At 41.1% G+C, this 24,464-nt stretch carries 21 protein-coding genes; 6 read left to right on the top strand and 15 right to left on the bottom strand.

Annotation, left to right across the window (positions count from 1 at the left end; translation table 11 throughout):
- Positions 1-5 precede the first annotated feature (5 nt).
- The 7 genes from ACO05V_RS10285 to ACO05V_RS10255 form a co-directional block, all read right to left on the bottom strand.
- A complete protein-coding gene (locus ACO05V_RS10285; RefSeq protein ID WP_421850602.1) occupies positions 6-1,925 on the bottom strand; it encodes a 7TM-DISM domain-containing protein in 1,920 nt (639 codons plus the stop codon).
- A gap of 256 nt (positions 1,926-2,181) precedes the next feature.
- The gene (locus ACO05V_RS10280; RefSeq protein ID WP_012069364.1) at positions 2,182-2,391 is read right to left on the bottom strand and encodes a cold-shock protein; all 210 of its coding nucleotides are present in this window, start codon (positions 2,389-2,391) and stop codon (positions 2,182-2,184) included.
- A 241-nt stretch (positions 2,392-2,632) separates the two neighbouring features.
- Positions 2,633-3,961 carry a DUF3422 family protein gene (locus ACO05V_RS10275; RefSeq protein ID WP_421850598.1) on the bottom strand — a complete coding sequence of 443 codons (1,329 nt, stop codon included), beginning with the start codon at positions 3,959-3,961 and terminating at the stop codon, positions 2,633-2,635.
- Positions 3,962-4,028: 67 nt separating this feature from the next.
- Positions 4,029-4,955, bottom strand: coding sequence for a GGDEF domain-containing response regulator (locus ACO05V_RS10270; protein ID WP_421850595.1), 927 nt, complete (start codon positions 4,953-4,955; stop codon positions 4,029-4,031).
- 3 nt (positions 4,956-4,958) lie between these two features.
- Positions 4,959-7,325 (bottom strand): ATP-binding protein, encoded by a 2,367-nt coding sequence (locus ACO05V_RS10265; protein WP_421850590.1) that lies wholly within the window; start codon positions 7,323-7,325, stop codon positions 4,959-4,961.
- Between the two features lie 36 nt (positions 7,326-7,361).
- Entirely contained in the window at positions 7,362-8,132 is a 771-nt protein-coding gene (locus tag ACO05V_RS10260; RefSeq protein WP_421850587.1) for an avidin/streptavidin family protein, read from the bottom strand.
- Positions 8,133-8,145: 13 nt separating this feature from the next.
- A complete protein-coding gene (locus tag ACO05V_RS10255) occupies positions 8,146-9,378 on the bottom strand; it encodes a pepsin-like aspartic protease (RefSeq protein WP_421850584.1) in 1,233 nt (410 codons plus the stop codon).
- Between the two features lie 94 nt (positions 9,379-9,472).
- Between ACO05V_RS10255 and ACO05V_RS10250 the strand changes: the two genes are divergently transcribed.
- Positions 9,473-10,021, top strand: coding sequence for a hypothetical protein (locus tag ACO05V_RS10250; RefSeq protein ID WP_421850581.1), 549 nt, complete (start codon positions 9,473-9,475; stop codon positions 10,019-10,021).
- 16 nt (positions 10,022-10,037) lie between these two features.
- Here ACO05V_RS10250 and ACO05V_RS10245 read toward each other — a convergent pair whose 3' ends face one another.
- A complete protein-coding gene (locus tag ACO05V_RS10245; RefSeq protein ID WP_421850578.1) occupies positions 10,038-10,586 on the bottom strand; it encodes a lipocalin family protein in 549 nt (182 codons plus the stop codon).
- Positions 10,587-10,803: 217 nt separating this feature from the next.
- Here ACO05V_RS10245 and ACO05V_RS10240 point away from each other — a divergent pair, with 217 nt between their 5' ends.
- The 5 genes from ACO05V_RS10240 to ACO05V_RS10220 all read left to right on the top strand — a co-directional run bounded on the left by ACO05V_RS10240 (position 10,804) and on the right by ACO05V_RS10220 (position 16,819).
- Positions 10,804-12,285, top strand: a complete 1,482-nt coding sequence (locus tag ACO05V_RS10240) for a glycoside hydrolase (RefSeq protein WP_421850575.1) — start codon at positions 10,804-10,806, stop codon at positions 12,283-12,285.
- A gap of 171 nt (positions 12,286-12,456) precedes the next feature.
- Positions 12,457-13,557 (top strand): ABC transporter substrate-binding protein, encoded by a 1,101-nt coding sequence (locus tag ACO05V_RS10235; RefSeq protein WP_421850572.1) that lies wholly within the window; start codon positions 12,457-12,459, stop codon positions 13,555-13,557.
- A 34-nt stretch (positions 13,558-13,591) separates the two neighbouring features.
- Entirely contained in the window at positions 13,592-14,644 is a 1,053-nt protein-coding gene (locus ACO05V_RS10230; protein WP_421850569.1) for a FecCD family ABC transporter permease, read from the top strand.
- A 3-nt stretch (positions 14,645-14,647) separates the two neighbouring features.
- The gene (locus ACO05V_RS10225) at positions 14,648-15,502 is read left to right on the top strand and encodes an ABC transporter ATP-binding protein (RefSeq protein WP_421850566.1); all 855 of its coding nucleotides are present in this window, start codon (positions 14,648-14,650) and stop codon (positions 15,500-15,502) included.
- Positions 15,503-15,580: 78 nt separating this feature from the next.
- Positions 15,581-16,819, top strand: coding sequence for an MFS transporter (locus ACO05V_RS10220; protein ID WP_421850563.1), 1,239 nt, complete (start codon positions 15,581-15,583; stop codon positions 16,817-16,819).
- 98 nt (positions 16,820-16,917) lie between these two features.
- Here ACO05V_RS10220 and ACO05V_RS10215 read toward each other — a convergent pair whose 3' ends face one another.
- The 7 genes from ACO05V_RS10215 to ACO05V_RS10185 form a co-directional block, all read right to left on the bottom strand.
- On the bottom strand, positions 16,918-18,579 hold the full coding sequence (locus ACO05V_RS10215) for a glycoside hydrolase family 3 protein (protein WP_421850560.1): 1,662 nt from the start codon (positions 18,577-18,579) through the stop codon (positions 16,918-16,920).
- Positions 18,580-18,596: 17 nt separating this feature from the next.
- Positions 18,597-19,955, bottom strand: coding sequence for an MFS transporter (locus ACO05V_RS10210; RefSeq protein WP_421850557.1), 1,359 nt, complete (start codon positions 19,953-19,955; stop codon positions 18,597-18,599).
- A 116-nt stretch (positions 19,956-20,071) separates the two neighbouring features.
- Complete coding sequence (locus ACO05V_RS10205) at positions 20,072-20,971, bottom strand: AraC family transcriptional regulator (protein WP_421850553.1); 900 nt, start codon at positions 20,969-20,971, stop codon at positions 20,072-20,074.
- A 173-nt stretch (positions 20,972-21,144) separates the two neighbouring features.
- A complete protein-coding gene (gene fucP, locus ACO05V_RS10200; RefSeq protein ID WP_421850551.1) occupies positions 21,145-22,449 on the bottom strand; it encodes an L-fucose:H+ symporter permease in 1,305 nt (434 codons plus the stop codon).
- 347 nt (positions 22,450-22,796) lie between these two features.
- On the bottom strand, positions 22,797-23,081 hold the full coding sequence (locus ACO05V_RS10195; protein ID WP_421850549.1) for a hypothetical protein: 285 nt from the start codon (positions 23,079-23,081) through the stop codon (positions 22,797-22,799).
- A 122-nt stretch (positions 23,082-23,203) separates the two neighbouring features.
- Complete coding sequence (locus tag ACO05V_RS10190) at positions 23,204-23,743, bottom strand: hydrolase (protein ID WP_421850547.1); 540 nt, start codon at positions 23,741-23,743, stop codon at positions 23,204-23,206.
- Positions 23,744-23,775: 32 nt separating this feature from the next.
- A complete protein-coding gene (locus ACO05V_RS10185; RefSeq protein WP_421850544.1) occupies positions 23,776-24,375 on the bottom strand; it encodes a pentapeptide repeat-containing protein in 600 nt (199 codons plus the stop codon).
- Positions 24,376-24,464 lie beyond the last annotated feature (89 nt).

The following is a 24,464-nucleotide window of genomic DNA, read 5'->3' as shown; positions in this document are numbered from 1 at the left end:
TCTAATCAATTCATTAATTTTGGTATTTTAAATTGAAAGCAACATCCTTTATTTGAATTATGTAACAAGGTTACATCTCCACCGTGACTAACCAAAATGTTTTTACAGACATAAAGCCCAAGGCCAACACCAGGTTTTGATCCAATATCACTCTGCGTAAGTTTTTTGTACTTATCAAAAATTTCATCTTCTTTATTCTTATCAATTCCAATACCGTGATCTAAAATATCAACAATATAAAAATCCTCTTTTACATAAACTCCAACTTCCAAGCAACCCTCTTCCATATATTTCAAAGCATTATCAAATATATTCGAAAAAGCAATTTGTAACATTGCAAAATCGGCTTCAACTGGTAGTTCAGGAGAATCATTTAGCTCTAACAATTTTCCATTTAAAGAAAATTTAATAGCGTGATGATCAGACATATAAACCAAGTCGGCAGCATTCAGTATAATTTTTGAAAGATTCTCTCTCTTCAACTGAAGACCTTGAATTTTAGATGACAATCTATCATCTGCTAGACAATTATCCGTAAGCTGTATAAGCCTTTTATTTGCTCGCTCAATACGCTTATAGCGCTTTTCTACTTGCTCGTCGTTATCGTAGAAGTTCAGAAGATTAGTAATAGCACCAGAGATAATGGACAAGGAAGTACGGAACTCATGGGAAACGATACTGACAAATTGCCTTTGATGAAATCTAGTTTCTCTTTCTATATTTAGCTCTCTAATTAAGCTCTTCCTTTCTATATCTTGAATTTTTTCCTTGTAAAAGTTTAGCGCTGTTACGCCCATCATAAAAAACGTTATAATTGCAACTAAAATTTGCCAGAAATACCCATCTCCTTCTGGGTAAAATATAAAATTATTTAGTGTCAACACCCTATACAGACCGACTAAAAGCAACAATATAACTCCTAGCCCAATTAATAAACGTGACAGATTTAGCTTTTTTCCCAAAAAAATCAAAAAACACAAATAAAAAACAACACATGAACAAATACAAAATAGGACATATACAATTCTAATAGCTATCAAGTACATATCAAACACTATAAGAAAACTTTGCACCATCATAATTATCAAAACAAAATCAATAAAAAAATAAATCTTCTTATTTTTATCTCGCCGCCCTAATAGCTCAGTGCACATCAACAATGCAACACAGAACGTCATTATTGATGTAATACACACTAAATAATGCTGTATATGAAATCCATTTCTACCAAAAACCCAATCAAAATACCCTTGAACACAAAACACATTAAAATAAATCGTAGTGGATAAAAAAGAGACCCAAAACTCTCTTTTTTTCATGACTATTGCTAACAAAAAAAAGGTCAACGCTGCAAAAGAAAAAAATCCAAAGAAAAAAAGCCAGAATGTATTATTTTTTAATGCGTGATAAATAAAATCTTTTTCCTCCCATATTTTTACATTAAAAACCATTGAACTACTCGTTTTTATTCTAAATAAAAATGAATAACCCTCATTTGAGGGTGGCAAAATATAAACAGGTGAACGATAATCAAAATCCCATTCGGAATTATCATTAAAATCACCAGCGGTTCTTTTTATCCAAGGGTCAGAGCTATTAGATTTCTTATAATAAAATTCGATATCATCTAAATAAGTTGGCAATATCTCCAACCAATAGTCTTTGTCTTTAAAGCTTTCATCGTTAATTTCAGCTTTCACCCAAAAAACAGAGTTCGTATAACCTTTTGATAGGATTCGATGTGACTCAGTCAATTTTTCTTCGGGAATGTCTAAGAATTCCTCAAAGCTAAGAGCACCATTTTTATCTTCATAAAAAGTGTAAGCAGTGTCTGCTCCTAAACGCAGCGGGGAGGCAAATATAGAAGTCGAAAAAGACAATACACATAAAGATACCAATAAAAATAACCGACTTAAAAATGCCATATACTTCACATGAATTTTATAAAATTTTACGATTGAGCCTTCATCTAACGAACCTCAAGCAACTTCATCACGCTAAAGTGCCTTCCAAATTCTAGACAAAGCCCCTGCAAACTGGAAAAGCTACATTATCACTTAATCGATACAGCACACTCAAGCCTTGATCAAGGGGGGAAAACACTTTATGCGCTTTGTTTATAGCAAAAAAAAGGGTAAGTTCCGAAGAACTTACCCTTTTTTAAATATTCTTAGTAGCTAATTAAAGTACTGTAATATTTTCTGCTTGAGGACCTTTTTGGCCAGCAGTAACAACGAATTCTACTTGTTGGCCTTCAGCCAAAGTTTTGAATCCTGAGCTAGCAATAGCGCTGAAATGTGCGAACACATCAGGGCCAGACTCTTGCTCGATAAAACCAAAACCTTTAATTTCGTTGAACCACTTAACGGTTCCTTTCACTGTATTAGACATAAATAATCACCTGAGTTTTAAATAGCCCTTTAGGGGCCAGTTTTGCAAAAAAAATAGACTTGTACTTAGAAACTTTCAGACGAGGATTTTATGAATAAAACAACGTATTGCAGAGTTAATAATTTAGACTTCTTTCTAGCTTGTGCCGCCATAGTATAGAGATACACTTTGGATAGATAGCTTTATTTCCATTTTCTAAAAATAGATGGCAACAAGGTAAATCTAATTTCTAATATTTGTACTATTTCTCTTCTTTGGCCTTAGCCAGCAACAAAAAGCGTTTATGTATTTTTCGCGTCGCCAGCCACACACTACCAACAACAAGAGGCACTGACAAACCAATCACTAGGCTTTTATCAAAATGGACACCTTTGTCGTACACTGCTTCGATCAAGAACTTCAATAAACCCACGCTGTAGTAACTGATGGCAGCAACAGATAAGCCTTCGACTGTATGTTGCATGGCAAGTTGAATCTTTGAGCGACGATCCATGGATGTGAGCAATTGTTGATTCTGAGATTGAATCGACATTTCTACTTGGGTGCGCATCATGTCTGACACCCTATCGATGCGTGTAGAAAGACTTTCTAAATGGTTTCCAGCCGTATTACAGGTTCGTACCGCAGGCGTTAGCCGACGAGTCATAAATTCGGTAATGGTTAAATGTCCCGACACTTCGTCTTCTTTTAACTCATTTAAGCGTTTTAGAACCAGTTCGTGATAGGCCCTTGTGGCACTGAAGCGAAACGAAGTTTTTGACCGAGTGGCTTCAACCCAGGCCGCCATGTCAATTAGCTCACTCAACAAGGCTTGTTCATCAAGTGCTTCTGTCGCATCGGACAAGCTAGCGGTGGTTTGAGCTAACTCTTCGTCCATGGCAACCAATTCGGCGTTGTATTTTCGCGCCATGGGTAACGCTAATAACGCCATCAAACGGTAGGTTTCTATCTCGACTACGCGCTGAACCATTCGGCCCAGTTGGCTATCACTCATGCGCTTGTTGTAAATCAAAAAGCGTCCACAACCATCACTGTGCAGCTGAAAAGTTGTCCAAACTTGGGCGTCACCATTTTGAGGACGACTGCCTACCAAACGCATGCCTTCAAAATGACTTTTTACAAGAACGAGGTCTGGTTCTGGAATCGTTCGCGCATCTTCAACTGACACATGAAAAGCCGTGATGGTGTTACCAGGCATGCTTGATAACCATTCAAGTGGCAAATAAGCCAAGGCATTTTGATCAAAGAAACCTAGCTCAGTATCAACCTCAGAGTGAATTATCATGTAAGAAATGAATTCAAGGTGCTTATCACGGCGAACCTTAAAAGGACCAAAATCCACTTCAAAACACACACTGTCATTTTCTGGTGGTGTGCCATTAAAATGATTGTACAGTGAACAAAAATGCTCAAACTCTGCTTGCTTTTGATCTGCTCCAATAATCACCGCGAGATAACTGATTCTGGCGGGACTAGGAAGCACTTGAAAAGGGCGTGAATGCAATTCTGCATAAAGAGCATCGCGCAATGGATGTATTGCTAATCCATAGGAGTTAGTAGCTTGGGTCACTGTTCCTTCCGGTAAACATGTAAATAATGGACGTAAGGCAAAAATTTGAGTTAAAGGGTGTTAAATATTACTTAGCGACGGCTTGAAAATCATCGATCAATTTCCATAACAATTTGTTTTTGCCACTCTTTTTTGCCAGCCCAAGCATATCATCTGCGACTTTAAAAATGTCGTCACTATTACAATTTTTAGTTGGGTATTTTGTAGCGCCGCCAATACTCACCGTCACTTTGCCATTGAAGTCGTTGTGGTTATAGGCCAAATTTAGCGCTTCAATCCCCTGCATACACCGATATGCAATCTCTACAGACGCTTCCTTCGAATGACTAGACAGTAAAACAACAAATTCTTCACCGCCATATCGAGCCACCAGACCGCTATCCGACACTTGATCAGCTAACACGTTAGCCACTTGCTTTAGTACTTTATCGCCCGTTGCATGACCGTAGCAGTCGTTGTATTGCTTGAAGTTATCGATATCAATCACTAACAAAGAAAGGCAATCACTATTTTTTACGGTAGCACGCCATGCTAATTCAAATACTTCTTGATATTTACGCCGATTAGCAAGGGATGTCAGTGGATCAATATTAGCAAGCTGCTCCAACATCTTACGCTGTTGTACGAGCTGTAAATGAAGACGGACACGTGCTTGTACGATATTGGTATGCAGCGGCTTTTGAATATAATCGCTAGCCCCCATTAATAGGGCTTTTTCTTCATGACTAGAATCATTTAAAGCAGTAATGAAAATCACAGGGATAGCACTTGTGCGAACATCATGGCGAAGGCGGCTCATGGTTTCAAAACCATCCATTTCTGGCATCAAAACATCCAGTAAAATCAAGTCAGGCTTATATTCTATAGCCTTTCTAATACCCTGTTCACCACTTTTTGCGAGCATAATGCTAACCTCATCGCTGAGTATGTCGCTGATTATTTTCAGGTTGATTTTTTCGTCATCAATGACTAAAACACTTTGTACTTCTGTCATCGTCTAATCGCCTTGGAGCTCTGAAATAAGCCGAGATGCCTTAACAGAAGCAATCTCAAACTCAATATTTTCCACATCGTGAATTAAATTTTCAATATCCAGAGCGTACTTTGTACCTCTGGATATTTTACGCAGTAAGCTAAAATGATCTTCTACAAAAAAATCTGATTTCTTTAACAAAGGAATAATCTCTTCCAGTTTATTCGCTAAGTCACTTCCCCTAAATTCCATTGCACTTTCATTCAATTCAACTGTGGATTCATAAGGTATTAAATACATCTCTAACTGATTAACTAAGTCCTTAACCATTTTTACAAGACGATCAATCAATTCTAAATTAAGCATTTCACCTGTAATATGACTTTCTAATTCAGCACAAAAACAGGATAATTTTAATGCTCCGATATAAGCAGAATTAGATTTCAATGAATGAATAACGCCAGACAAATAATGCTCATCATATCTCTCTAAAGAAAATATTTTATATCTATTATAGAAAGACAAAACCAAATCAACATATAGGTCTGTTTTTCCACTAAGGTTTTTTATTGCTTTATTTACGTCTAATGTATCTATTGAGGATAATTTAAACAACACCTCTGAATGCGACGAATCTTGTCCCTGCATCAAAAATTCGTCACTTTGTAAGGAGCTATCAAGCTTGTCTATACTTAGGTGTTTTTGTAAAATTTTGTATAAATCAAATTTTTTAATTGGCTTATCCAAATGCGCGTTCATGCCAGCCTGTGCAGACTGCATTTTTGCTTCGTCTGAGACATGAGCGGTCATTGCAATAATGGGAAGATGACCATAGAGAGAAGATTGCCTGATATTCTTAGTAGCGGTTAATCCATCCATAATCGGCATTTGAATATCCATCAAAATCAAATCGTATTTTTTATTACTTAATTGATTAATTGCCTCTTCACCATTCTCGACAATATCTACTTTTATATAAGTATCGTTTAAATACCCCAAAACAACTTTTTGATTAATGAGATTATCTTCTGCCAACAAAATATGATATTGAGATAAATCAGGGATGTTTTTTTCTTCACTATATTCTTCTAGTACAATATCATTTAATGCTTTTTCATTTAAATCAGCTGAATTAGAAGAGCTGATATTCAAAGGGAGAGTAAAACTAAAGGTGGAGCCTTGCCCTAATTCACTATGCACCCAAATATCGCCGCCCATCAATTCACATAACTGACGAGAAATGGTTAAGCCCAAACCAGTTCCACCAAACTGCCGCGTGATGCTATTATCAGCTTGCTGAAAAGATTTAAATAGCTGATCTGATTGCACCTTCGATATTCCTATACCAGTGTCAATCACATCACATCTTAGTAAGGCACCTTTATCATTATTTTCCTCGGCATACATGCGAACACAAACACCGCCGCGCGATGTGAATTTAACAGCGTTTGTCACCAGATTAACCAATATTTGTTGTATTCGTAACGGATCGCCCAAGAGCATTGCAGGTAGTGATGGAGAAATATTGACCGTCATCGACAATTTTTTTTCTTCGGCTTTAATTATGTTCATATTGATTGCATGCTGGACAATCAATCGAGGAGAAAAAGGCACTTCTTCTACACTCATTTTGCCAGCCTCGATCTTTGAAAAATCTAGTACGTCATTTACGAGGCTAAGTAGAATTTCCCCTGAAGATAAGATGGTATTGATATAGTCTTTTTGCTCATGGCTTAAAGTCGTTTTTAAGCTTAAATGACTTAATCCAATCACCGCATTAATTGGCGTGCGTATTTCATGACTCATTCTGGCAACAAACGAGGATTTTGCCACCAATGCGTCTTCTACCGTACGTTTCGCATCTTCAAGCTCTTTGGTTCGCTCCTGCACCTTGTGATCAAGATCTTGGTTTATCGTTTCGAGTGCGGCGCTGTATTCCAGAAGTTTTTCATTGGCTTTTAATGCAACGATTTCTGCTTCTTTTATTTTCGTAATATCACGGCTTACGCCACACACAAAAATAGGCAGCCCCGATGCATCAAAAATGGGAACAAGTAAAGTATCAACATAGACATCTTTGCCATCATAGGTAGCATATTGGGCAACAAAAATAGGCTCTCGTGCGTCGATGGCTTGTCGATAAGAGCTGTATAATCCTTCAACAATCTCATCTTCCCACGTTTCCCTAATGTTCATACGATGAATTTGTGCATCTCTCGACAACCCCATGACCTCCCGTGATGCGGGGTTATTGTCAAATAAGGAAAATTCGCCGTTAGGCTCTACAGACATAATAAACATCAGGTCTGCAGAGTAGCTCCACAGTTTTAAAAAACAATCAATAATCATCTGATCATGTTCAACTTGATCAAAGGCATTAATCAAATTCATACCAATATGCTCCATCAGTTTAATAATCCTTTTTGGCTACTTTTTACTGAGTAGCCAACTTTCAACATCAGACTGATAGTAAACATTATCTGGGCTGGTGGCGTTAGCAATCCACCTAGATAGCTGTAAAGAATTGTTACTCAAATCCAACCATCCACTCAATGACAGAGGAACATCCCTACCGGACATATAGCCGCATACACTGATACTTTGACGACCCAGGCCATCAACCGCTGTATCCGTAAAGCCTCTCAGAATGATTATCGTATCTTGATACTCAACAACACCTCGCACCAAACCATAAAGACTATCCGTCACCGTTAAGCCTAATTGAACATCAGGGTTAACGCCGATCCATTCACTGGCAATAGGGTTATTAAATGTATAGCCTTCGGGCTTAGCGTTTGAAGAAGATACAAACGGATCAGGTGTGCTCGAAACCTTTTGGAAGGACAATTTATCGATGTAATCTCCCGCAGAAAATCCATTAAAGTCGCATGTAGCAACAAGTGAATTAGTGACACTTAGCTCGCCAGTTTCTAAAAGTTGACCACAATAAGTAGACACCCAATGCCAACTTTCATCGGGTGTTTCTGAGTTTACCGGATGCCAATAAATACATAGAACAACAGGAAGTCCATATCCTGTCATAGGTACGTTTGGCGAACATTGACCAATAACGCTATAGATTCCAGTAGAACCGGTTGTCGAGGAATATTGACCGACTATTCCACCCTGATCTACAACCGAAAGATCCATTTTTGAGCCATAGCTATTCACCCAAGAACCATTTAAATCCTGAGACATAACTCCTCCTATTTTACGAGTGAAAAATACGCGCTACCGAATGTTGTTTGGTTGCAATAACTTTTGGCCCATCAAACTTATTAAAAATCCACATCCCAATAGGCGTTATATGGCTTTTAGATCCAATAGTAGTAATTTCGTATTCATATACGGTATATAAATAGTCCATAAGCACAGAACCCACTAACACAAGACTGTCCATCCCAGTTAAAGGGGCAAATTGAGAAATGTTTTTACCTTTCCCTTCACCCTCTTCAACATAAACATTGTAAATTGAAGACGGAATCACTAATTTACCATTCTCACCTCGGTCGGTTTTTCCAAGCTCAATCGTGACATCTTTGCCACGCAAAGAAGTCAGTTTAAACGCTTCACTCATTAACGAAGGATCTCCTTTGAATTGAGAGGAGCCAGAGTCTAGGCAAAAGAAATAAGTCGGTTTTGAAGGGTCGCCTTCGTTAGTGAGTTTTTCATCGCCCACAGCAAAAGAAGCCAGCGGACTGGTCCAAATATAGGCAACCGAAGCAATAGGATAAGGTTCCCAAGGCAAAAACAAATATTCTCGACTCTCTCGATAATCGTGATTAAGCTGCCCAAATGCAACTTGACCGCACTTGCTATCGATATCGGTTAGAAAAGTCACATAGGGACGTTTCGCATTGACCACGCCTTGATCGACCAAACTTTGGAAGAAATGAAATGACGTGGGTTCAGACTCTTTGTTAGTTGTCATCCCACGATAGGATTGATAAACAGCGTGAGCATTCGGTATATCCGTCGTGCTTGGAATGCCAATGCCGCCATCCCAATCAAGCTCTTGAAACTGAGCCCCTTCATAAGATTGAGCTAAATATACATCCGAAGAAACAGACACTAAACCATTCTCCATTTGTCCCAATGTGTCTGGTGTTAAGGTAAAAATATCCTTACCCGTCTGCACCTTCATGCTTCCCCATGGACCAAAACCCACTTCAGTCGGCTTTTTACTTACCCATGAAAGACTCGACGAAGCAGACCAAACAAACTCTTGATCTCCATAATGATGACAAGTGTCCGACTCACATAAGCTAGAAGTAACCCAAATAAAGTTACTGCCTGTATCAAAGGAAAACTTCAATGGTTGCGCTGTTGTACCAAGTCCAACGTAGGCGTACCAAGGTGACGCACCATTATTCTGATAAGGCCCCCGATCAAGAGAAATAGCAATCCCTTTTCCTTCACTTTTTATTGATAACGACTTATCCATATTTCCTCCAGAAAAACACAGTGTATACTTGAGCATAGTGACAATGAGCGTACCTCAAACGTGTGACAAAAAAACAAATAGGATCAATAATCTGATGGGTATTTCGATCATTAAATCCAGCATTCTTGTATTTGGATGTTCTTTTATAAGCCTAGTACATGGCAACGATTTAATCGCGTTTGGAAAAGAGTGTTTGGCGAAAGAAGAGCGTCTGAATAAAACCAAAATGAAACTAGACATTGCGTCTCTTAGATCTGAACAAGGGCAAGTCACAAGCAACCAAGCAGTAGACAACTTAAAACGCTACAAAGAAGAGAAAGAAAAACTCGAAACCTCAATGACAGACTGTAATGAAACCACACCAAACAGCGCTTACTGTCATCAGGTTCGTCGCCAATACAATGAATTAAATTACCGCATTACCAGAGCAGAAGCCGATGCGGTGAAAAAGGACTTTGGTGGCAATGAAACCATTATCGACTTCGAGTATGAAAAAGCCGTCTTTCAACAAGAGTATGAGAATTTCATTGCGGTGTGCCGAGATTCAAATGCGCACTATGCTCTTATTCAAAGTCCCACAGCTTATGGAGAAGTATGCTCAAACGAAGCCGCCAAGCTGTCCATAACTTGCTCATTTTTCTAAAAAACACCTAGAAAAACTAACTGGCTGGCACATTACTGCTTTGCACAACATTAACCAATTTGTCCATCGGAAACCCTAAGGCTTCCGCTTTCATTAAAAGTCTTCGTTTGACGGCTTCAGGCATAGTTGGAGTGCGAGACAATAACCAAAAATAATCGCGACTCGGGCCTGATATCATGGCGTACTGATAGTCTTTTTGATCCAATTCAAAAATCACATAAGCACCATAAAACGGTCCAAAAAATGATACTTTTAGATGCCCAACATCTGAAGAATTGACAAAATAAGCGCGGCCTTCCGCTTCTCGCCATTCTTTATCTTCAGCCGAATAACCGCGGTTAAGCACCGCCACGCCGCCATCTTCTCGACGTGAATAGGTCGCTGTGACATTAGACAAACCTTCTTCGAAGGCATGGTCTTGGCGAACAATTTCATACCAAGTGCCCAAATAACGCTCTATTTGAAATTGCGTCACCGGATCAATATTTTTAGGCGCACTGGTGCAGCCCACCAATAAGGTAAAGCTGACCAATAAAATAGTTTTAATCCAATCCGTTACTTTCATCAAAGTGTCCTTTTAAGCAATCAGTACATTTAAGCAATCAGTACATTTAAGCAATCAGTACATTTAAGCAATCAGTACATTTAAGCAATCAGTACATTTAAGCAATCAGTACATTTAAGCAATCAGTACATTTAAACAATCAGCAAGTTTAAACCATCATACAAATGTCATACTTTTATTGCAGTCTACTAAAACCTTTTGTGAGGGAAGAAACCTCTTGTTTAGCAATAGACTAATACGTCCGTGGAATCAAGGACGACAAAACATTCGCCAGAGTAAATCTCTTGTCGTCAATCTTAACAGCACGACCCCCATTACAACCATAGACCCAAGATACTTATCTTTCTCGATTGATATTTCCGTTTTAGCGGGTGGATTCTGGTGGGAAGGCAGTAAAGGCACACAACGTGGGCTTGGTACAGAACGTGTAGAACCTCTTGACTTAAGCCAAGAAAAACTCAACTTATTGGTAAAAGGTCTTGGTAGCGCCTATGTTCGTGTCGGTGGATCCGAGGCAGACAATGTCACTTATTTCACCAGTAAAATATCAAATTCCGAAACAACACCCAACGGACTGACACTGACTCAAGAAATGTGGCATCAACTTCATGAGTTTTGTCAGCGTAATGACTTAGCGCTTATGTTCACTATGAAATACGGGCTGTTCGAGCGTCGTAAGCAAGGTGCATGGCGGGCAGACGAAGTAACAAAACTCTTAGAATATAGCCAAGCTCATGGGCAAGTAATCGATATTTGTGAACTCGGCAATGAACTGAATGCCTATTGGGCGTTTCATGGCTTAGCCTCGCAACCCAGTGCAAAAAACCTCGCCAAAGACTATGACACTTTTATTCGCTGTGTTCGCAAATACAGCCCAATGAGTAAAGTCGCAGGTCCCGGCAGTGCCTTCTGGCCAAGAATCGGCGAAGCCATCAAACCACTTAGCAATATTTCCGCGCCATTCTTAAATTATCTTGAAGAATCACTCGACATTGTCGATTGGCATTATTACCCGTTTCAAAGCAGCCGATCTCCGGTAAGAACCCGTGCCGCAACATTAAAAAACATCCTCTCGCCTAATTCTTTAGCGGACTACGAAAAATACTCACGACGCTTAGAAGTGCTTCGCGACCAACATCAACCAACTGCTCAGTTATGGACAGGAGAAACGGGCTCAGCACAGTGTGGCGGACAAGCAAAATTATCAGATCGCTTTTTGTCGTGCTTTTGGTGGGCTGATCAACTAGGACGAGGTGCAAAAATTGGTCAAAAAGTCATGATAAGACAAAGCCTCATCGGTGGCGACTACGCGCTTATTAACCGCCAAACATTAAAACCGAACCCAGATTACTGGGTCAGCTGGCTATGGGGAAAACTGATGGGCGAAGAAGTCTTTGACGTACAAAGCAACGACCCATTTGTACAAATTTACTGTCATAGTGCAAAGAAAGAAGGCAAATGTACTTTGCTCATTATCAATATGTCGCCGAGTCCTAAAATTCTTCATTGCAATGGCTTCGGGTCAAAAAAACGCCGCTTTGAAATCACCGCCGATACACTTACCTCCAAGAAAATTCGCATCAACGGCATCAAGCCTAAATTTAAAAATGGCAAAGTCAAACTGAGTGACTTTCCCAAACTTTCTAAACTCAACCTTGTCAGCCCCTACAGCATTAATTTTTGGTGTTTTACTGTGTGAACGTTGCAACCCCTGCATTAAATAAAAGCACTGTCTATTATTATAATTAGACAGTGTATTTTCTTTCCATAAATAAAAATGATTCTTAAATCTTAATATAATGCTTGATAATTTTACGACCATCCGTATTATTCCCGGCAAACGAAAACCATTCTCAATAAAGGGCTTTTTATGAATCGACGCTTGATGTTTATTCTGCTGTTAGGGGTATCTTTTTTCACTGGTGCTGTTCAAGCCAAAATGGCCGTCATCCATGACGTGTTAGGCCGAAAAGTTGAGGTTGATTTACCCGCTCAACGAGTAATTTTAGGCTTTTACGCTGAAGACTATATGGCTATCGGCACAGAAAAATCTTTTGATAAAGTTGTTGGTTTGTCACGTGATACTTGGGAAGGTTGGCGCCCTGCGAGTTGGCATCTCTATACAAACTATCGCCCTTCACTAAAAGACATTCCAGATGTTGGTGAAGTAGAAGCGCAAACTTTCTCTGTTGAAAAAGTCATCAGCCTTAAGCCAAGTGTAATTGTACTCGCAGCTTGGCAGTATCAAGGGCTTGGTATGGATGCCAAATATTTAGAAAGCACAGGTATTCCCATTGTTGTGGTCGACTACAACGCTCAAACATTAGAGCGCCACATAAAAAGCACACAAATAATCGGTCAACTCACTGGACAAGAAAAACGTGCAGAAAAAATAGCCGACGAATACAAGCAAACCATTGAAACCACCTTGCAACGCATCGAAGCCGCTAAGCTTCCCAAACCCCGCACCTATGTTGAGTTCGGCAATAAAGGCCCAAGCGAATACAGTTTTACCTATGGTAAAAATATGTGGGGCGCAGTTATTACCATGATGGACGGTGAAAACATTGCCGCGCCATTTGTTGAATGGTGGGGACCAATGAATCCAGAGCAAGTATTAGCCTCTAAGCCAGAAGTTGTCTTTCTAGCCGGAACCGAATCTGGGGCAAAAGGCGATGCGGTTGTAATGGGACAAGGCATTGACCGAGCACTAGCAGAATCACGTTTGGCAGGTTACACCAAACGCCCAGGTTGGGCGCAAATGCCAGCGGTGAAAAACAACCGCGTATATGGTATTTACCAAGGAGCTTCACGTACCATTTTAGACGCTTCCATGGTGCAGTTTATTGCCAAATCTCTGTACCCAAGTTTGTTTGAAGATGTTAATCCGGAACAAGAGTACCTAGATTTCTACCAGAAATACTTGCCTGTTACCCCAACCGGCACCTTTACTGCTCAACTAACGGAGTAACATTCATCACTTAAACCATGATGAATCAACACTTATGCAATCAGACTTAATTTCTGATGCCATTATCAACCAACGGCGCAATGAAAAGCGCCGTTGGTCTGTCATTAGCATCTTACTTGTTATCCTTGTCTTTTCCTTCGTATTGGATGTTGCAACTGGGCCTTCTTTGCTCAATGTCAAAGACGTGGCGAACGCTTTGCTCAGCCTTGTTGGTTTTCCTGTTGAAGTCGACCCTACCACACAAGTTATTGTCTCTAGTTTGCGATTGCCCATTGCCATTATGGCCGTCATTGTCGGTGGTGTTTTGGGGGTTGGTGGCGCCGAAATGCAAACCTTACTGAATAACTCAATGGCCAGCCCTTATACACTTGGCATGGCAGCAGCGGCAGGATTTGGTGCTGCTTTGATGTTGTATTTTGGCTCTTTAGGCATTAATACCGACATTGCGGTGCCACTTGGGGCATTTGTTTGCTGTATGTTAGCGGCGACATTTTTGTTCGCACTGGCGACCATGAGACACATCAGCTCTGGCCAGCTTATTTTGGCAGGGATTGCTTTATTGTTTCTTTTCCAATCCTTACTTTCTTTGGTGCAGTTTGTTTCTTCACCTGAACTGAGCCAACAAATTTTATTCTGGTTGTTTGGCAGCCTGTCAAAAGCCTCGTGGTCAAATCTTTCTATTATCGTCAGTGTAACGGTCGTCTGCATGTTCTTCTTGATTCGAGATGCATGGAAATTGACCGCGTTGCGCCTTGGCGAAGAAAGAGCCAAAAGCCTAGGTGTCAATATTACTCAGCTAAGATTACGAACCTTACTGATCGTGGCGATTATGACAGCAACGGTTACCAGCTTTGTCGGTATTATCGGCTTTGTTGGTATTGTGGCACCAAACATTGCCAAAATCTTAGTCGGCGAAGATCAGCGTTTTTTCTTGCCTTTGTCTTTCATTATCGGTGCTTTTTTGCTGTCCAGTGCGTCCGTGTTATCAAAAGTCATCGTTCCCGGCGCCCTCTTCCCAATCGGTATTGTCACCGCCATCATCGGTGTGCCTTTCTTTTTCTGGCTAATTTTAGGCAAAAGGCGCTAATTTATGCTGCAAGTACACAATCTCAATGTGGTTTTAGATGACCTTGTTTTGGCAAAAGACATGTCATTTTCTCTGGAACCTGGCAAGGTCAATGTCATCATCGGGCCAAACGGCACAGGCAAAAGCACACTATTAAAAACCTTGTTTGGTGATATTCAGCCAACCTCAGGAGACATCCGCTTCGCAAACGACATATTGCAACGCAAGCACTTATCGCGCTGGCGAAAGCAATTTGGCTATATGCCGCAAGATATTCGTCTCGATGTCGAATTAAGTGTCTTAGAAGTCGTCTTACTCGGGCAACTCAATAACTTAGGTTATCGTTTAGATGACAGCATTATCAAAGAAGCACTTACGGCGCTGGATAAAATCGGCCTGCTTCATCTTGCCAATCGTTCAGTGAATAAGCTCAGTGGTGGACAATGCCAAATGATTTTGTTCGCACAAGCTTTGATGCGTAAACCTAAAATACTCATGCTGGATGAGCCTGTTAGTGCTCTCGATCTCTATTTTCAGCAGGTTTTGCTCGACCATTTAGATACCCAAACCAAGCAACAAGGCTGGATCACCTTAATGGTGCTTCATGATTTGAACCTTGCTGCACAATATGCCGACAATTTACTGGTGCTGAAAAATGGTCATCTCGTAGCAAGTGGCCATCCAAGGGACATACTGACGCCCGCTTTAGTTAAAGATGTTTACAAAGTCAACGCCGATGTCACCAAAGACGCTTCTGGCATTCCTTTTGTACGCACCATTAGAAACAATCGGGTCTTGGATACAACCACGAACAAAGAATCAAAAGCACGCTTAATAGCTAAAGAACAAGCAATGAAAATTACAGAAGGCGCTATCTAACGACTCTAGTCAAAGCAAACCACAACAACCAAGTACGTGCTTCACGTTATTATTTTTTAAGGCTTTATTTACAAGATTATGCGCTCAAAACACCTGTTCAAAGACTGGCAAATACTGTCTTCTGCGGGACGAGTATTGGTCATAAATGGCTTTACCTTTAACCTCGGCTTTTACATGTTACTGCCCTATCTTGCTGATCATTTACAGCACAATTTGGGTATCAGCGGTTGGTATGTAGGTGTGATCATTGGGCTTAGAGTTTTAAGCCAACAAGGTATGTTTTTGGTAGGCGGTACTTTAGGCGACAGATTAGGCTACAAGCGCTTAATTCTATTGGGCTGTGCTGTTCGTATCCTTGGCTTCGCCTTGTTAGGAATCGGACAAACGGTTCCTGTTCTGATGTTAGGCGCATTTTTCTCTGGCTTTGCTGGCGCGCTTTTTACGCCGAGCAGCCAAGCTTATTTGGCATCGGAATACCCAGAACAAAAAGCCAGAGACAAAGTTTTCGCGTTGCAAAACTTAACCTCCGAAGCAGGAATGTTATTAGGGCCGCTATTAGGCTTGTCTTTATTGTATGTGGATTTTGCTTTGGTTGGTTTGGTCTCGGCTGGTTTGTTTACTATATTGCTGATTATTCAATGGCGCTTTTTACCTGAGCTTGCCTCTCAAAACAACACGATGCACACACATTCGCATTTTTGGAAGCAATGGGGCCAAATGCTCACTCACAAAGCCTTTATGCAATTTGTGCTTTGCTCCTCGGTCTACCACTTATTATTCCACCAGCTTTATATTGCTGTTCCACATGAAATTCGCACCGTCACTCAGGACGTGAGTATCATTACTTGGGTTTTCGCGACATCGTCTATTATGGGCGTTTTAATGCAAATGCCAGTAAGTCGATTTGTAGAGTCCAATTTGGGCACAGCTCGCGGCATTGGCTTAGGTATGGCGGTTATGGGCTCCAGCTATCTATGGCTAAATCTTAGCTTGCCGTGGCTGCCAGCCTTGCCCTTCATAATTTGTGCCGTCTTTTTTAGCCTCGGCTCCATGTTGGTTTTCCCATTACTGGGCGCTTATATCCCGAAGTTTTGCGCCCCAAAAGAATTGGGCAGTCACTATGGCTTGTATTCGTGTATTGGTGGGTTTTATGCCTTTATCGGCAACATCAGTACAGGCTGGCTACTTTCTTCAACCAACATAGACCATGGTTGGATTTGGACAGGACTTGCATGCTTTGGAGTATTGTCAGGCGTACTGCTTTTTCTACAAGTAACAAACCATGTAAAAAATCAAACTACTGCTTTTGCACGTTGAAATAAAAGACAACTAACATAATCAAAAACAACACTCAAAAAATAACCCCAAGCGTCAAACGCAAGGGGTTATTTTCTTGTCAGCAAATTTTGCGCTTATCAATAACGCAGCTGCTCTAAGCCACAGAAAGGATCAATAGCGGCCTCGGTATTAAAGCTCAGTCGCCCTAATAAACCATCTACGACGGCCTTTTGAACCTCTAATAAAGGACTATAAGCGTTAATGTAAACAGGCACTTTCGGTGCATCGTATAAAAGATAAGGATGACCAAAAGACACCATCACGGTCGGAATATCGACCCAAGGACGGAACATGGCATTACCAAAACCTTCATGCAGCGACATCCAGTCGATGTAAATATGCGACTTTATCAGCATAGATTCATCCGCACTGAGATAAAGTACCCAGTCGTAATTTTTCGTATCTAGCGCCATTCCTGTTTCAAAAACCGTCACGTCAAATCCTTCGTCTTCCAGCATTTTTGGAACATGTAAAGGGATAGGTAAAGGGACGAAAGTATTTTTAATACCGGTAGACATCACCAAGACACGTTTTTGCTTATCTGGGTTGATCGGCAAAATATCATAGCGATTCTTAACTAGATGTACGGTGCGACGATTTAATTCAGGAATGCGCTCTGCATAATCCGAAGCCAATAAATCGTTAAACTTAGCCACGCTGATGTCTTCTTGCTTGTTGTGCAAACCCAAAGCCGCTTTCATCGCCAAAATGCGCATCACAGATTGCTCTAAACGCGCTTCCGATACTCGACCTTCACGAACCGCTTTTAGCATAAACGCATAATCTTCAATAGGGTCTTTGCAAAACAACAGCATATCGCAGCCATTTTCAATAATCTCGGCAATCATATCTTCGCGTTTGCCCCAGCTACTCAAACCCGCCATAGTAGAAGCATCGGAAACAATTAGGCCGTTAAAGCCAAGTTCACCACGAAGTAATTGCTCATTAAGCAATTTATTAATACTGGCGGGACGCCACCATTCTTCAGGGTTTGCCTCATGAACTTTCATGTACTCAGGCAAGGCAATATGCGCCGACATTATTGACATCACGTTAGTATCAATCGCGCTGCGGTAAAGTCGGCCATAGCGCTCTTCCCATTCGGAGATGCTTAATGGATTTACCGTGGTGACGAGATGCTGGTCTCTGTCATCAAAACCTTCTCCCGGCCAATGCTTTGCGGTTGCCGCAATGCCGTGCTTTTGGAAAGTCGCTATGTTTGAACGCCCCATCGTTTCAATAATATCAACATCACTACCATAGGACCGTGTACCAACAACAGCGCTTCGAAACTTAGCATTAATGTCAATAACAGGCGTAAATGACCAATTAATACCCAGCAATTTCGCTTCTTGCGCAATCACTTGAGTGCAGTATTCCACCGCACTTTCCTCTTTCAAACCCGCAAGACCGAGCTGATTTGGCACCTGAGCACCGAAAGGAAAGCTCATGCCACCGCCTTCCAAGTCGCCACTGACCAAAAGCGGCGTTGTAGAGTGACTGCGAAGTTGATTCATCATCTTCACTTCAGCATCAAGGCCTTCTACGACAAACTTCGTCACACCACCTGGCTGAATTAACTTAATTAACGATAATTGTTCATCTGAGTTCTCTCTAATCATCAGATTAAAAAGCTGTCCGATTTTTTGCTCTAGCGTTAATTCTGCAAAAGTCTTCTCAGCCCATTCAATGGCTTGATCGTTCAAACAAAAAGGCGCATTTCGAAATGACTCAAACATAGTAATAATTCCTTTATTTATAGATTAGCTTGCGCTTTTAATTTGGCTTCACGATTAGCTCGCAACTCTGACTGCATCTTTCTTTCTACTTCTTGATTAATAGGATAAAAATAAGCAATCAAAGCAACACACGCCCCTCCAAAAGCAGGAATTAAACTCATGAATAGTAAAATCATATGTTTAGATTCTTCGCTTTGTTCTACACCAGCTTGATAACCAACAAAGCTAAGCCCAGCCCCGACCAAAGCACCACTTAAACCCATACCAAATTTATGCGAAAAAGTCGCTGAGCTGGTTGATAAGCCAATGACTCGTCTACCCGATTTCCACTCTATATAATCCGCAGTATCCGCTACGATTCCCCAAAGAGCAGAAGCACACATACCCATTAAGAATTGATTAAAGAAAATGATGATATAAATGACTTTAACATCCACCGTATGTAGCCAATACAAACTACCGATGCAGAACATGCTCCCCAGTGCTGACATAATGATAATAATACGTTTAGATAAGTGCTTTACGATCACGGTCATCAGAGTTGCTCCGGCAATCATCCCTAGCGTACCAAACATAAAAAACAATCCTGCTGCACTAACATCCCCCACGTTATAGGTGAAGAAATACATTCCAACTGAGAAAGGCAATAAAGCAAAGGTAAAAATAGGCACACCCACCAATACGGTTATCCACCAAGCACGGTTTTTAATCACCACGGCAAAATCATCTTTCAAGGAAGAGTCTTGCTTGATCATGGGAACACGCTCTTTCACGCGAGAAAAGCACAACCAGAACATCACGACCATAACGCTACTTAACAGCATCATGGTGTATTGAAAGCCTTGTTGCTTATTACCATCGCCGAAGAACTCAACAAGTGGCAACGTCCCTGCGTTTACGATCAATGCACCAGTGAACGCTAACACCATTCGAAATGAAGCCATTTGACCACGCTCAACTGGGCTATCCGATATGGTTGCAGGTAAAGAGGAATATGGAATATTGATGGCTGTATAGAGTGTCATCAACAGGATGTAGGTCACAAATGCCCAAATAATTTTACCGGACTCATCCAGATCAGGCGTTGTGAAAGTAAGTACAGCAACAATTGCCAGAGGAATAGGAGCATAGAGCAAATAGGGACGAAACTTACCAAAACGCGTTTTTGTTCTATCGCCTATCATGCCCATAATTGGGTCAGAAATGGCATCCCACATTCGCGTGACAAAAAACAAAGTCCCTACCAGCGCCGCAGAAATCCCGAACACATCGGTATAAAAAAACATCAGATAAGTGCTTACCGCAGTAAACACCACATTACTGGCTAAGTCACCAAAGCCATAACTTACCTTATCGAAAAACGACAACTTCTTCATATTAAAACCCTTTTGTATTTATTGTTTTTCTTCATTATGGGAATTAATCACAAACGCGCTATCCGATTTTTGACCTGCTTGTTAGCCGTTTTTTGACCTGAAAAAATCATCTTTTACTAAATATATAAAAATTGCCTATCAAGCCACGGCATAATCCGTTGTTTCAGAAGTACTAAATCTACTCCAGCATAGGCTTGACCAACATTCACTAAAGTTACCTTCTCATGCTTAAGGCGAAATTCCGTTGGCGTACAATCGTATTCCCGACGAAACGCCATATTAAAGGCTTTCACCGAAGGAAAACCGTGATCAAAGGCAATTTCAGATACTGCTTTATTCGGTTTTTGTGCCAAATCCGATAGACTCTTTTCCAATCGATAAAGGGTCAAATAGCGCAAAAAAGTCTCGCCTACTTTGGCTTTAAAATAACGACTCAAATAGGCTTCTGACAACCCTCGCTCTTCAGCTAACAAAGACAAAGAAATATGTTCTTGGTAGCGCAAAGATATCTGACTTAACAAATCATTCATTAATAAAGTGGATTCCATTAGATCAGGCTTAATGGGGTTTCTAGAGGGAAAATAGCGAGTACACAACAAGCCAAGTTGAGTAAGCAAGCTGGTTTGCGCTTGTTGCCAGTGATCCGCTTTATAATGCTGCTCCCACCAAAGATGCGCTATCAGCTGCTTAATCTTAGGCAACAAACTTTTCTGAACCAAACTCCAGTCTTTCATTGGCCTGCTATCCAAAGCCAATCCGGCAAAATTATATTGCAGACAAAGCACCAGGTTGTCGTCCTCGGTCGATTGTGTGGCATGAGGTAATTCTTTATTAATAAATAACACATCGCCTTCTTGCAAAAGCAGTATCTCATCCATCACTTGAACACGGATTCGCCCTTTTACTACCCACAAGCATTCATGTGCATCATGATGATGTAAATCACACTGAGTCACAGAATGGGCAAAAATGCGGCTTTCTTCTTCTAAAATTTCCGCTCTATTCGACAAATACATAGCAAATTAACATCCTTAATCATCTGACTAAATCCCACCACAGCCATTTCGACATGGATTTTAGTGAACAAGAATCATAAAGAAGTAAGGGGGCAAAGTCACAAACAAAAAAAAGCCCCGCATTCGCGAGGCTCTTCAGCATTCATTCTAGCCTTTGTTAAAAACCAGACATTTTAAACCGACGTGTTTTTCACTGAGAACATGCCGTAAACCGCCACAACCAAAAAGCAGGCGGCCGGGACAACATAAGAAAAAATCGCGCCGTATTCATCAATGGTTGCGCCTTGGATCAATGGCATCACGGCACCACCCAAGATCGCCATAACCAAACCCGCAGAACCGAATTTAGTGTCACTACCAAGACCGTCCAACGCGATGCTGTAAATCGTTGGGAACATCAAAGATAAACAAGCGGAAATAGACACAATCGCCCACACACCAGAGACATCAGGCACCATGACAGCGTAAACACACAAAGCGCTACCCAATAAAGCCAAGATACTTAGCAATACTGCTGGACGGAAAAAGCCCATTAACCAAGTCATCACAAAACGTGATACTAAGAAAATGATCAAACTGTACTGCAAATAATCAGACGCGCTGGCTTCGGTGCCACCTAGAGTTTCTTGTACATATTGAATGGTAAAGGTCCAAGTACATGTTTGTGCCGCAACGTTAAAGAACTGCGCAACCACACCCCAACGGTATTGTTTTCGAGCAAACAATCGGCCCAGTGTCGCCATAAAATCAATCGTCTGAACTTCATCAACATTGACGGTGTTAGCCGATTTAGGCACACGCATAAAATAGATCAGCGCCCAGATGATCATCAACACAAACGCCATGCCGACATAAGGTGTCATCACGCTGTTTAATTCATCAGCTCGAATGCTAAGCAGCATTTCTGGCGCCATGCTGGCTCTTTCTTCTGGAGATGCGGTATTTAGATTTGGAAGAATCAATGTCGCGGCAAGAAACACACCGATGTTGGTGCCAACTGGGTTAAACGCCTGAGCCAAATTCAAACGACGTGCAGCACTGCCTTCTGGCCCCATGGTCATCACAAAAGGATTCGCCGAGGTTTCTAAAATAGACAAACCAGCCGCCAAAATAAACAAAGCAGCCAAAAAGAAACCATACGTCATCGATACACTGGCAGGATAAAAAGCCAAGGCACCTAAGATAGCCAAGCCTAAACCTGTCAACACACCCGCTTTATAAGAGTAACGAGCATTGATAAACGCCGCAGGAATCGCCAAACAGAAATACGCGCCATAATACGCGAACTGTACTAAAGCGGATTCAAACGTGCTCATGGTGAAAATTTTACTAAACACTTTTACCAGAGGATCTGTCATGTTGGCAGCGACGCCCCAGGCAGCAAAACAGGTAATCAATAAGATAAACGCGATTTTCATGTTCGGGTAAACGAACGGGGCAGAGAGGGATTTTTCAGGAGCTGTATTTTGATTTTTCATAAAGCAAACAACATCTATTATTTTATAGTTGGATGACAGGACATGCTTGTTATCAACTCTCAAAGAGAGACAGACCAAAAGCACCTCGCCACCATCAGACATTGATATAGGCTAACCGCAGTGGGAGCGTATTTTGGTTGATTTAAAACCACCCAAAGCGCCCTTTCTACGACCAACATCAAACACAAGGTGCGAAATCCTACCACCAACTTTCTATAAAAATGTGCTTACCTGACAAAACATGGCGTTTTGTCAGTGGATTAATCTTTTCTTACCCATTTCATTAACACTAATGAAATATTCATGACTGACGGTTCATTTTCAGCAAACCAAAATAGTCGTGAACCTTAGCTCTTAATCGAAACGCCTTCTACTTCCAATACGCTTTTTGCGTCAGTACGTTCCATAATTTTCACCAAGGCGGATTGAATCACTTCGTCTTCGCGTACATCACTTTGACCCGCAAAACGTTGATCTTGTGGTTCTGCGCCTTCTTCTGCGGTAAAGGTCACAATCACTTCTGTGGCGATGTCTGCTGTATCCCCAAAGTAAGCAATGGAAAGTTGCGGATAACCTTTGAAACCCATTTTTACTTTCTTCGCGATACGTTTTTTCGATTTATCTATGTTCATGCTGCCTGCCTAAAGGGAAAGGTGTTGAGTCTCAATGAAAAACTATTGCTGGATTAAACCACAAAGCCGACCGTTCAAGATAAATTAAATCGATATAATGAGCCGCAGTCGTACAAAAGTTTTCACTTAATTAAACTCAACGCCCCTCTAAACTCATCCGCCCGACTATCACCAATCAATTCAAACAAACACATTTCAAGGCTCGTCACTTCTGCGCCTTTGCGAGCCAATTTGGCGAGCGCCATGTCTTTATTCTCTATAGATCGTGACGACACACAATCGCTCACCAGTTCCACGTCATAACCTAAATCCAGCAAGCCCAACGCCGTTTGATAAACACAAATATGCGCCTCGATGCCGGTAATAAGCCAAGTGTTCATCTTGGCTTTTTTAATCGCCTCGACAAAAACGGGTTCGCCGCAGGCACTAAAAGAATACTTAGCGATTGGTTCAACCATATCCAAAACTTCGCACAGCTCTGGCACAGTTGCGCCCAGTTTTTCAGGGTTTTGCTCTAACCACAGAATAGGCATTCCAAGTAGCTTGGCGGCTTTTACTAGCTTAACCAAATTAGCGATAAACGCCTCGCTGTCATGAACGATCGTCGCTAGCTTTCCTTGTACATCGATCACCACCAAACCCGTTTTGTCTTTTCTTAACATGCTGCTTTCCTTTTTATTTTTTCACGCTGCCTTTAAACCAATTTGATACCCAGTGACGTCAGCAAGCTCACCGCTTCATATCGACAAAAGATGGCGTTTTTAATGGTATTTTTCTTCACATCAATATCGTAATTGGTCGCACCATTAAAATCGGCGCCTGTAAGATTGGTATTCACAAACAAACTATTGGTTAAATCGGTTCCAGTAAAACGCGCACGAGAAATCGTTGCCTCTCTAAAATCCACATCATGTGCTCGGCAATCTTCAAATACGATACCCGATAGCTTCAAGCCATAAAACGACGAGGCATTGAGCAGACATTCTTTAAAAAATAGCGGCGCGCCTAGCTCTAATCCTCGCCAATAGGCTTTGGTCCAATCCACACCCAACACCTTTGATTCATAAAACTGCACGTCGGAGAATTTGCTGTTTCTCACATTCACCGCGGTCAACTTGCATTTACGAAACTGGCAATCTTTAAAGGTACAGGCATCAAAAAATGCTTCGGTAAAATCACAGGATTCAAACACACAAGACTCAAATACCTTACGGCTCACCTTGCCCTGCTCCATCGACAAATCCATAAAGGTCTTTCCATAAAAAGCCTCTTCGTTCGGCAATACATGTTCCATTACATTCTCCCGTCACTAGAAAAACTAAAGTAACAAGAGATGTCAGCGTGCTCAATCTAATAAGGTTATTTAGCTTAAAAAACCGTTCG

Origin of the sequence: Marinomonas sp. (assembly GCF_965225885.1) — a bacterium.
Classification (GTDB): Bacteria; Pseudomonadota; Gammaproteobacteria; order Pseudomonadales; family Marinomonadaceae; genus Marinomonas.
The sequence above is the reverse complement of the archived record's forward strand: the minus strand, read 5'-3'. Positions and strand labels throughout refer to the sequence as shown.

What these genes read in the sequence shown, in the direction of transcription:
- ACO05V_RS10285 (WP_421850602.1), bottom strand. Translation starts at nt 1,925, where the DNA reads ATGGCATTTTTAAGTCGGTTATTTTTATTGGTATCTTTATGTGTATTG.
- ACO05V_RS10280 (WP_012069364.1), bottom strand. Translation starts at nt 2,391, where the DNA reads ATGTCTAATACAGTGAAAGGAACCGTTAAGTGGTTCAACGAAATTAAA.
- ACO05V_RS10270 (WP_421850595.1), bottom strand. Translation starts at nt 4,955, where the DNA reads ATGACAGAAGTACAAAGTGTTTTAGTCATTGATGACGAAAAAATCAAC.
- ACO05V_RS10265 (WP_421850590.1), bottom strand. Translation starts at nt 7,325, where the DNA reads ATGAATTTGATTAATGCCTTTGATCAAGTTGAACATGATCAGATGATT.
- ACO05V_RS10260 (WP_421850587.1), bottom strand. Translation starts at nt 8,132, where the DNA reads ATGTCTCAGGATTTAAATGGTTCTTGGGTGAATAGCTATGGCTCAAAA.
- ACO05V_RS10255 (WP_421850584.1), bottom strand. Translation starts at nt 9,378, where the DNA reads ATGGATAAGTCGTTATCAATAAAAAGTGAAGGAAAAGGGATTGCTATT.
- ACO05V_RS10250 (WP_421850581.1), top strand. Translation starts at nt 9,473, where the DNA reads ATGGGTATTTCGATCATTAAATCCAGCATTCTTGTATTTGGATGTTCT.
- ACO05V_RS10245 (WP_421850578.1), bottom strand. Translation starts at nt 10,586, where the DNA reads ATGAAAGTAACGGATTGGATTAAAACTATTTTATTGGTCAGCTTTACC.
- ACO05V_RS10235 (WP_421850572.1), top strand. Translation starts at nt 12,457, where the DNA reads ATGAATCGACGCTTGATGTTTATTCTGCTGTTAGGGGTATCTTTTTTC.
- ACO05V_RS10230 (WP_421850569.1), top strand. Translation starts at nt 13,592, where the DNA reads ATGCAATCAGACTTAATTTCTGATGCCATTATCAACCAACGGCGCAAT.
- ACO05V_RS10225 (WP_421850566.1), top strand. Translation starts at nt 14,648, where the DNA reads ATGCTGCAAGTACACAATCTCAATGTGGTTTTAGATGACCTTGTTTTG.
- ACO05V_RS10220 (WP_421850563.1), top strand. Translation starts at nt 15,581, where the DNA reads ATGCGCTCAAAACACCTGTTCAAAGACTGGCAAATACTGTCTTCTGCG.
- ACO05V_RS10215 (WP_421850560.1), bottom strand. Translation starts at nt 18,579, where the DNA reads ATGTTTGAGTCATTTCGAAATGCGCCTTTTTGTTTGAACGATCAAGCC.
- ACO05V_RS10210 (WP_421850557.1), bottom strand. Translation starts at nt 19,955, where the DNA reads ATGAAGAAGTTGTCGTTTTTCGATAAGGTAAGTTATGGCTTTGGTGAC.
- ACO05V_RS10205 (WP_421850553.1), bottom strand. Translation starts at nt 20,971, where the DNA reads ATGTATTTGTCGAATAGAGCGGAAATTTTAGAAGAAGAAAGCCGCATT.
- fucP (WP_421850551.1), bottom strand. Translation starts at nt 22,449, where the DNA reads ATGAAAAATCAAAATACAGCTCCTGAAAAATCCCTCTCTGCCCCGTTC.
- ACO05V_RS10195 (WP_421850549.1), bottom strand. Translation starts at nt 23,081, where the DNA reads ATGAACATAGATAAATCGAAAAAACGTATCGCGAAGAAAGTAAAAATG.
- ACO05V_RS10190 (WP_421850547.1), bottom strand. Translation starts at nt 23,743, where the DNA reads ATGTTAAGAAAAGACAAAACGGGTTTGGTGGTGATCGATGTACAAGGA.
- ACO05V_RS10185 (WP_421850544.1), bottom strand. Translation starts at nt 24,375, where the DNA reads ATGGAACATGTATTGCCGAACGAAGAGGCTTTTTATGGAAAGACCTTT.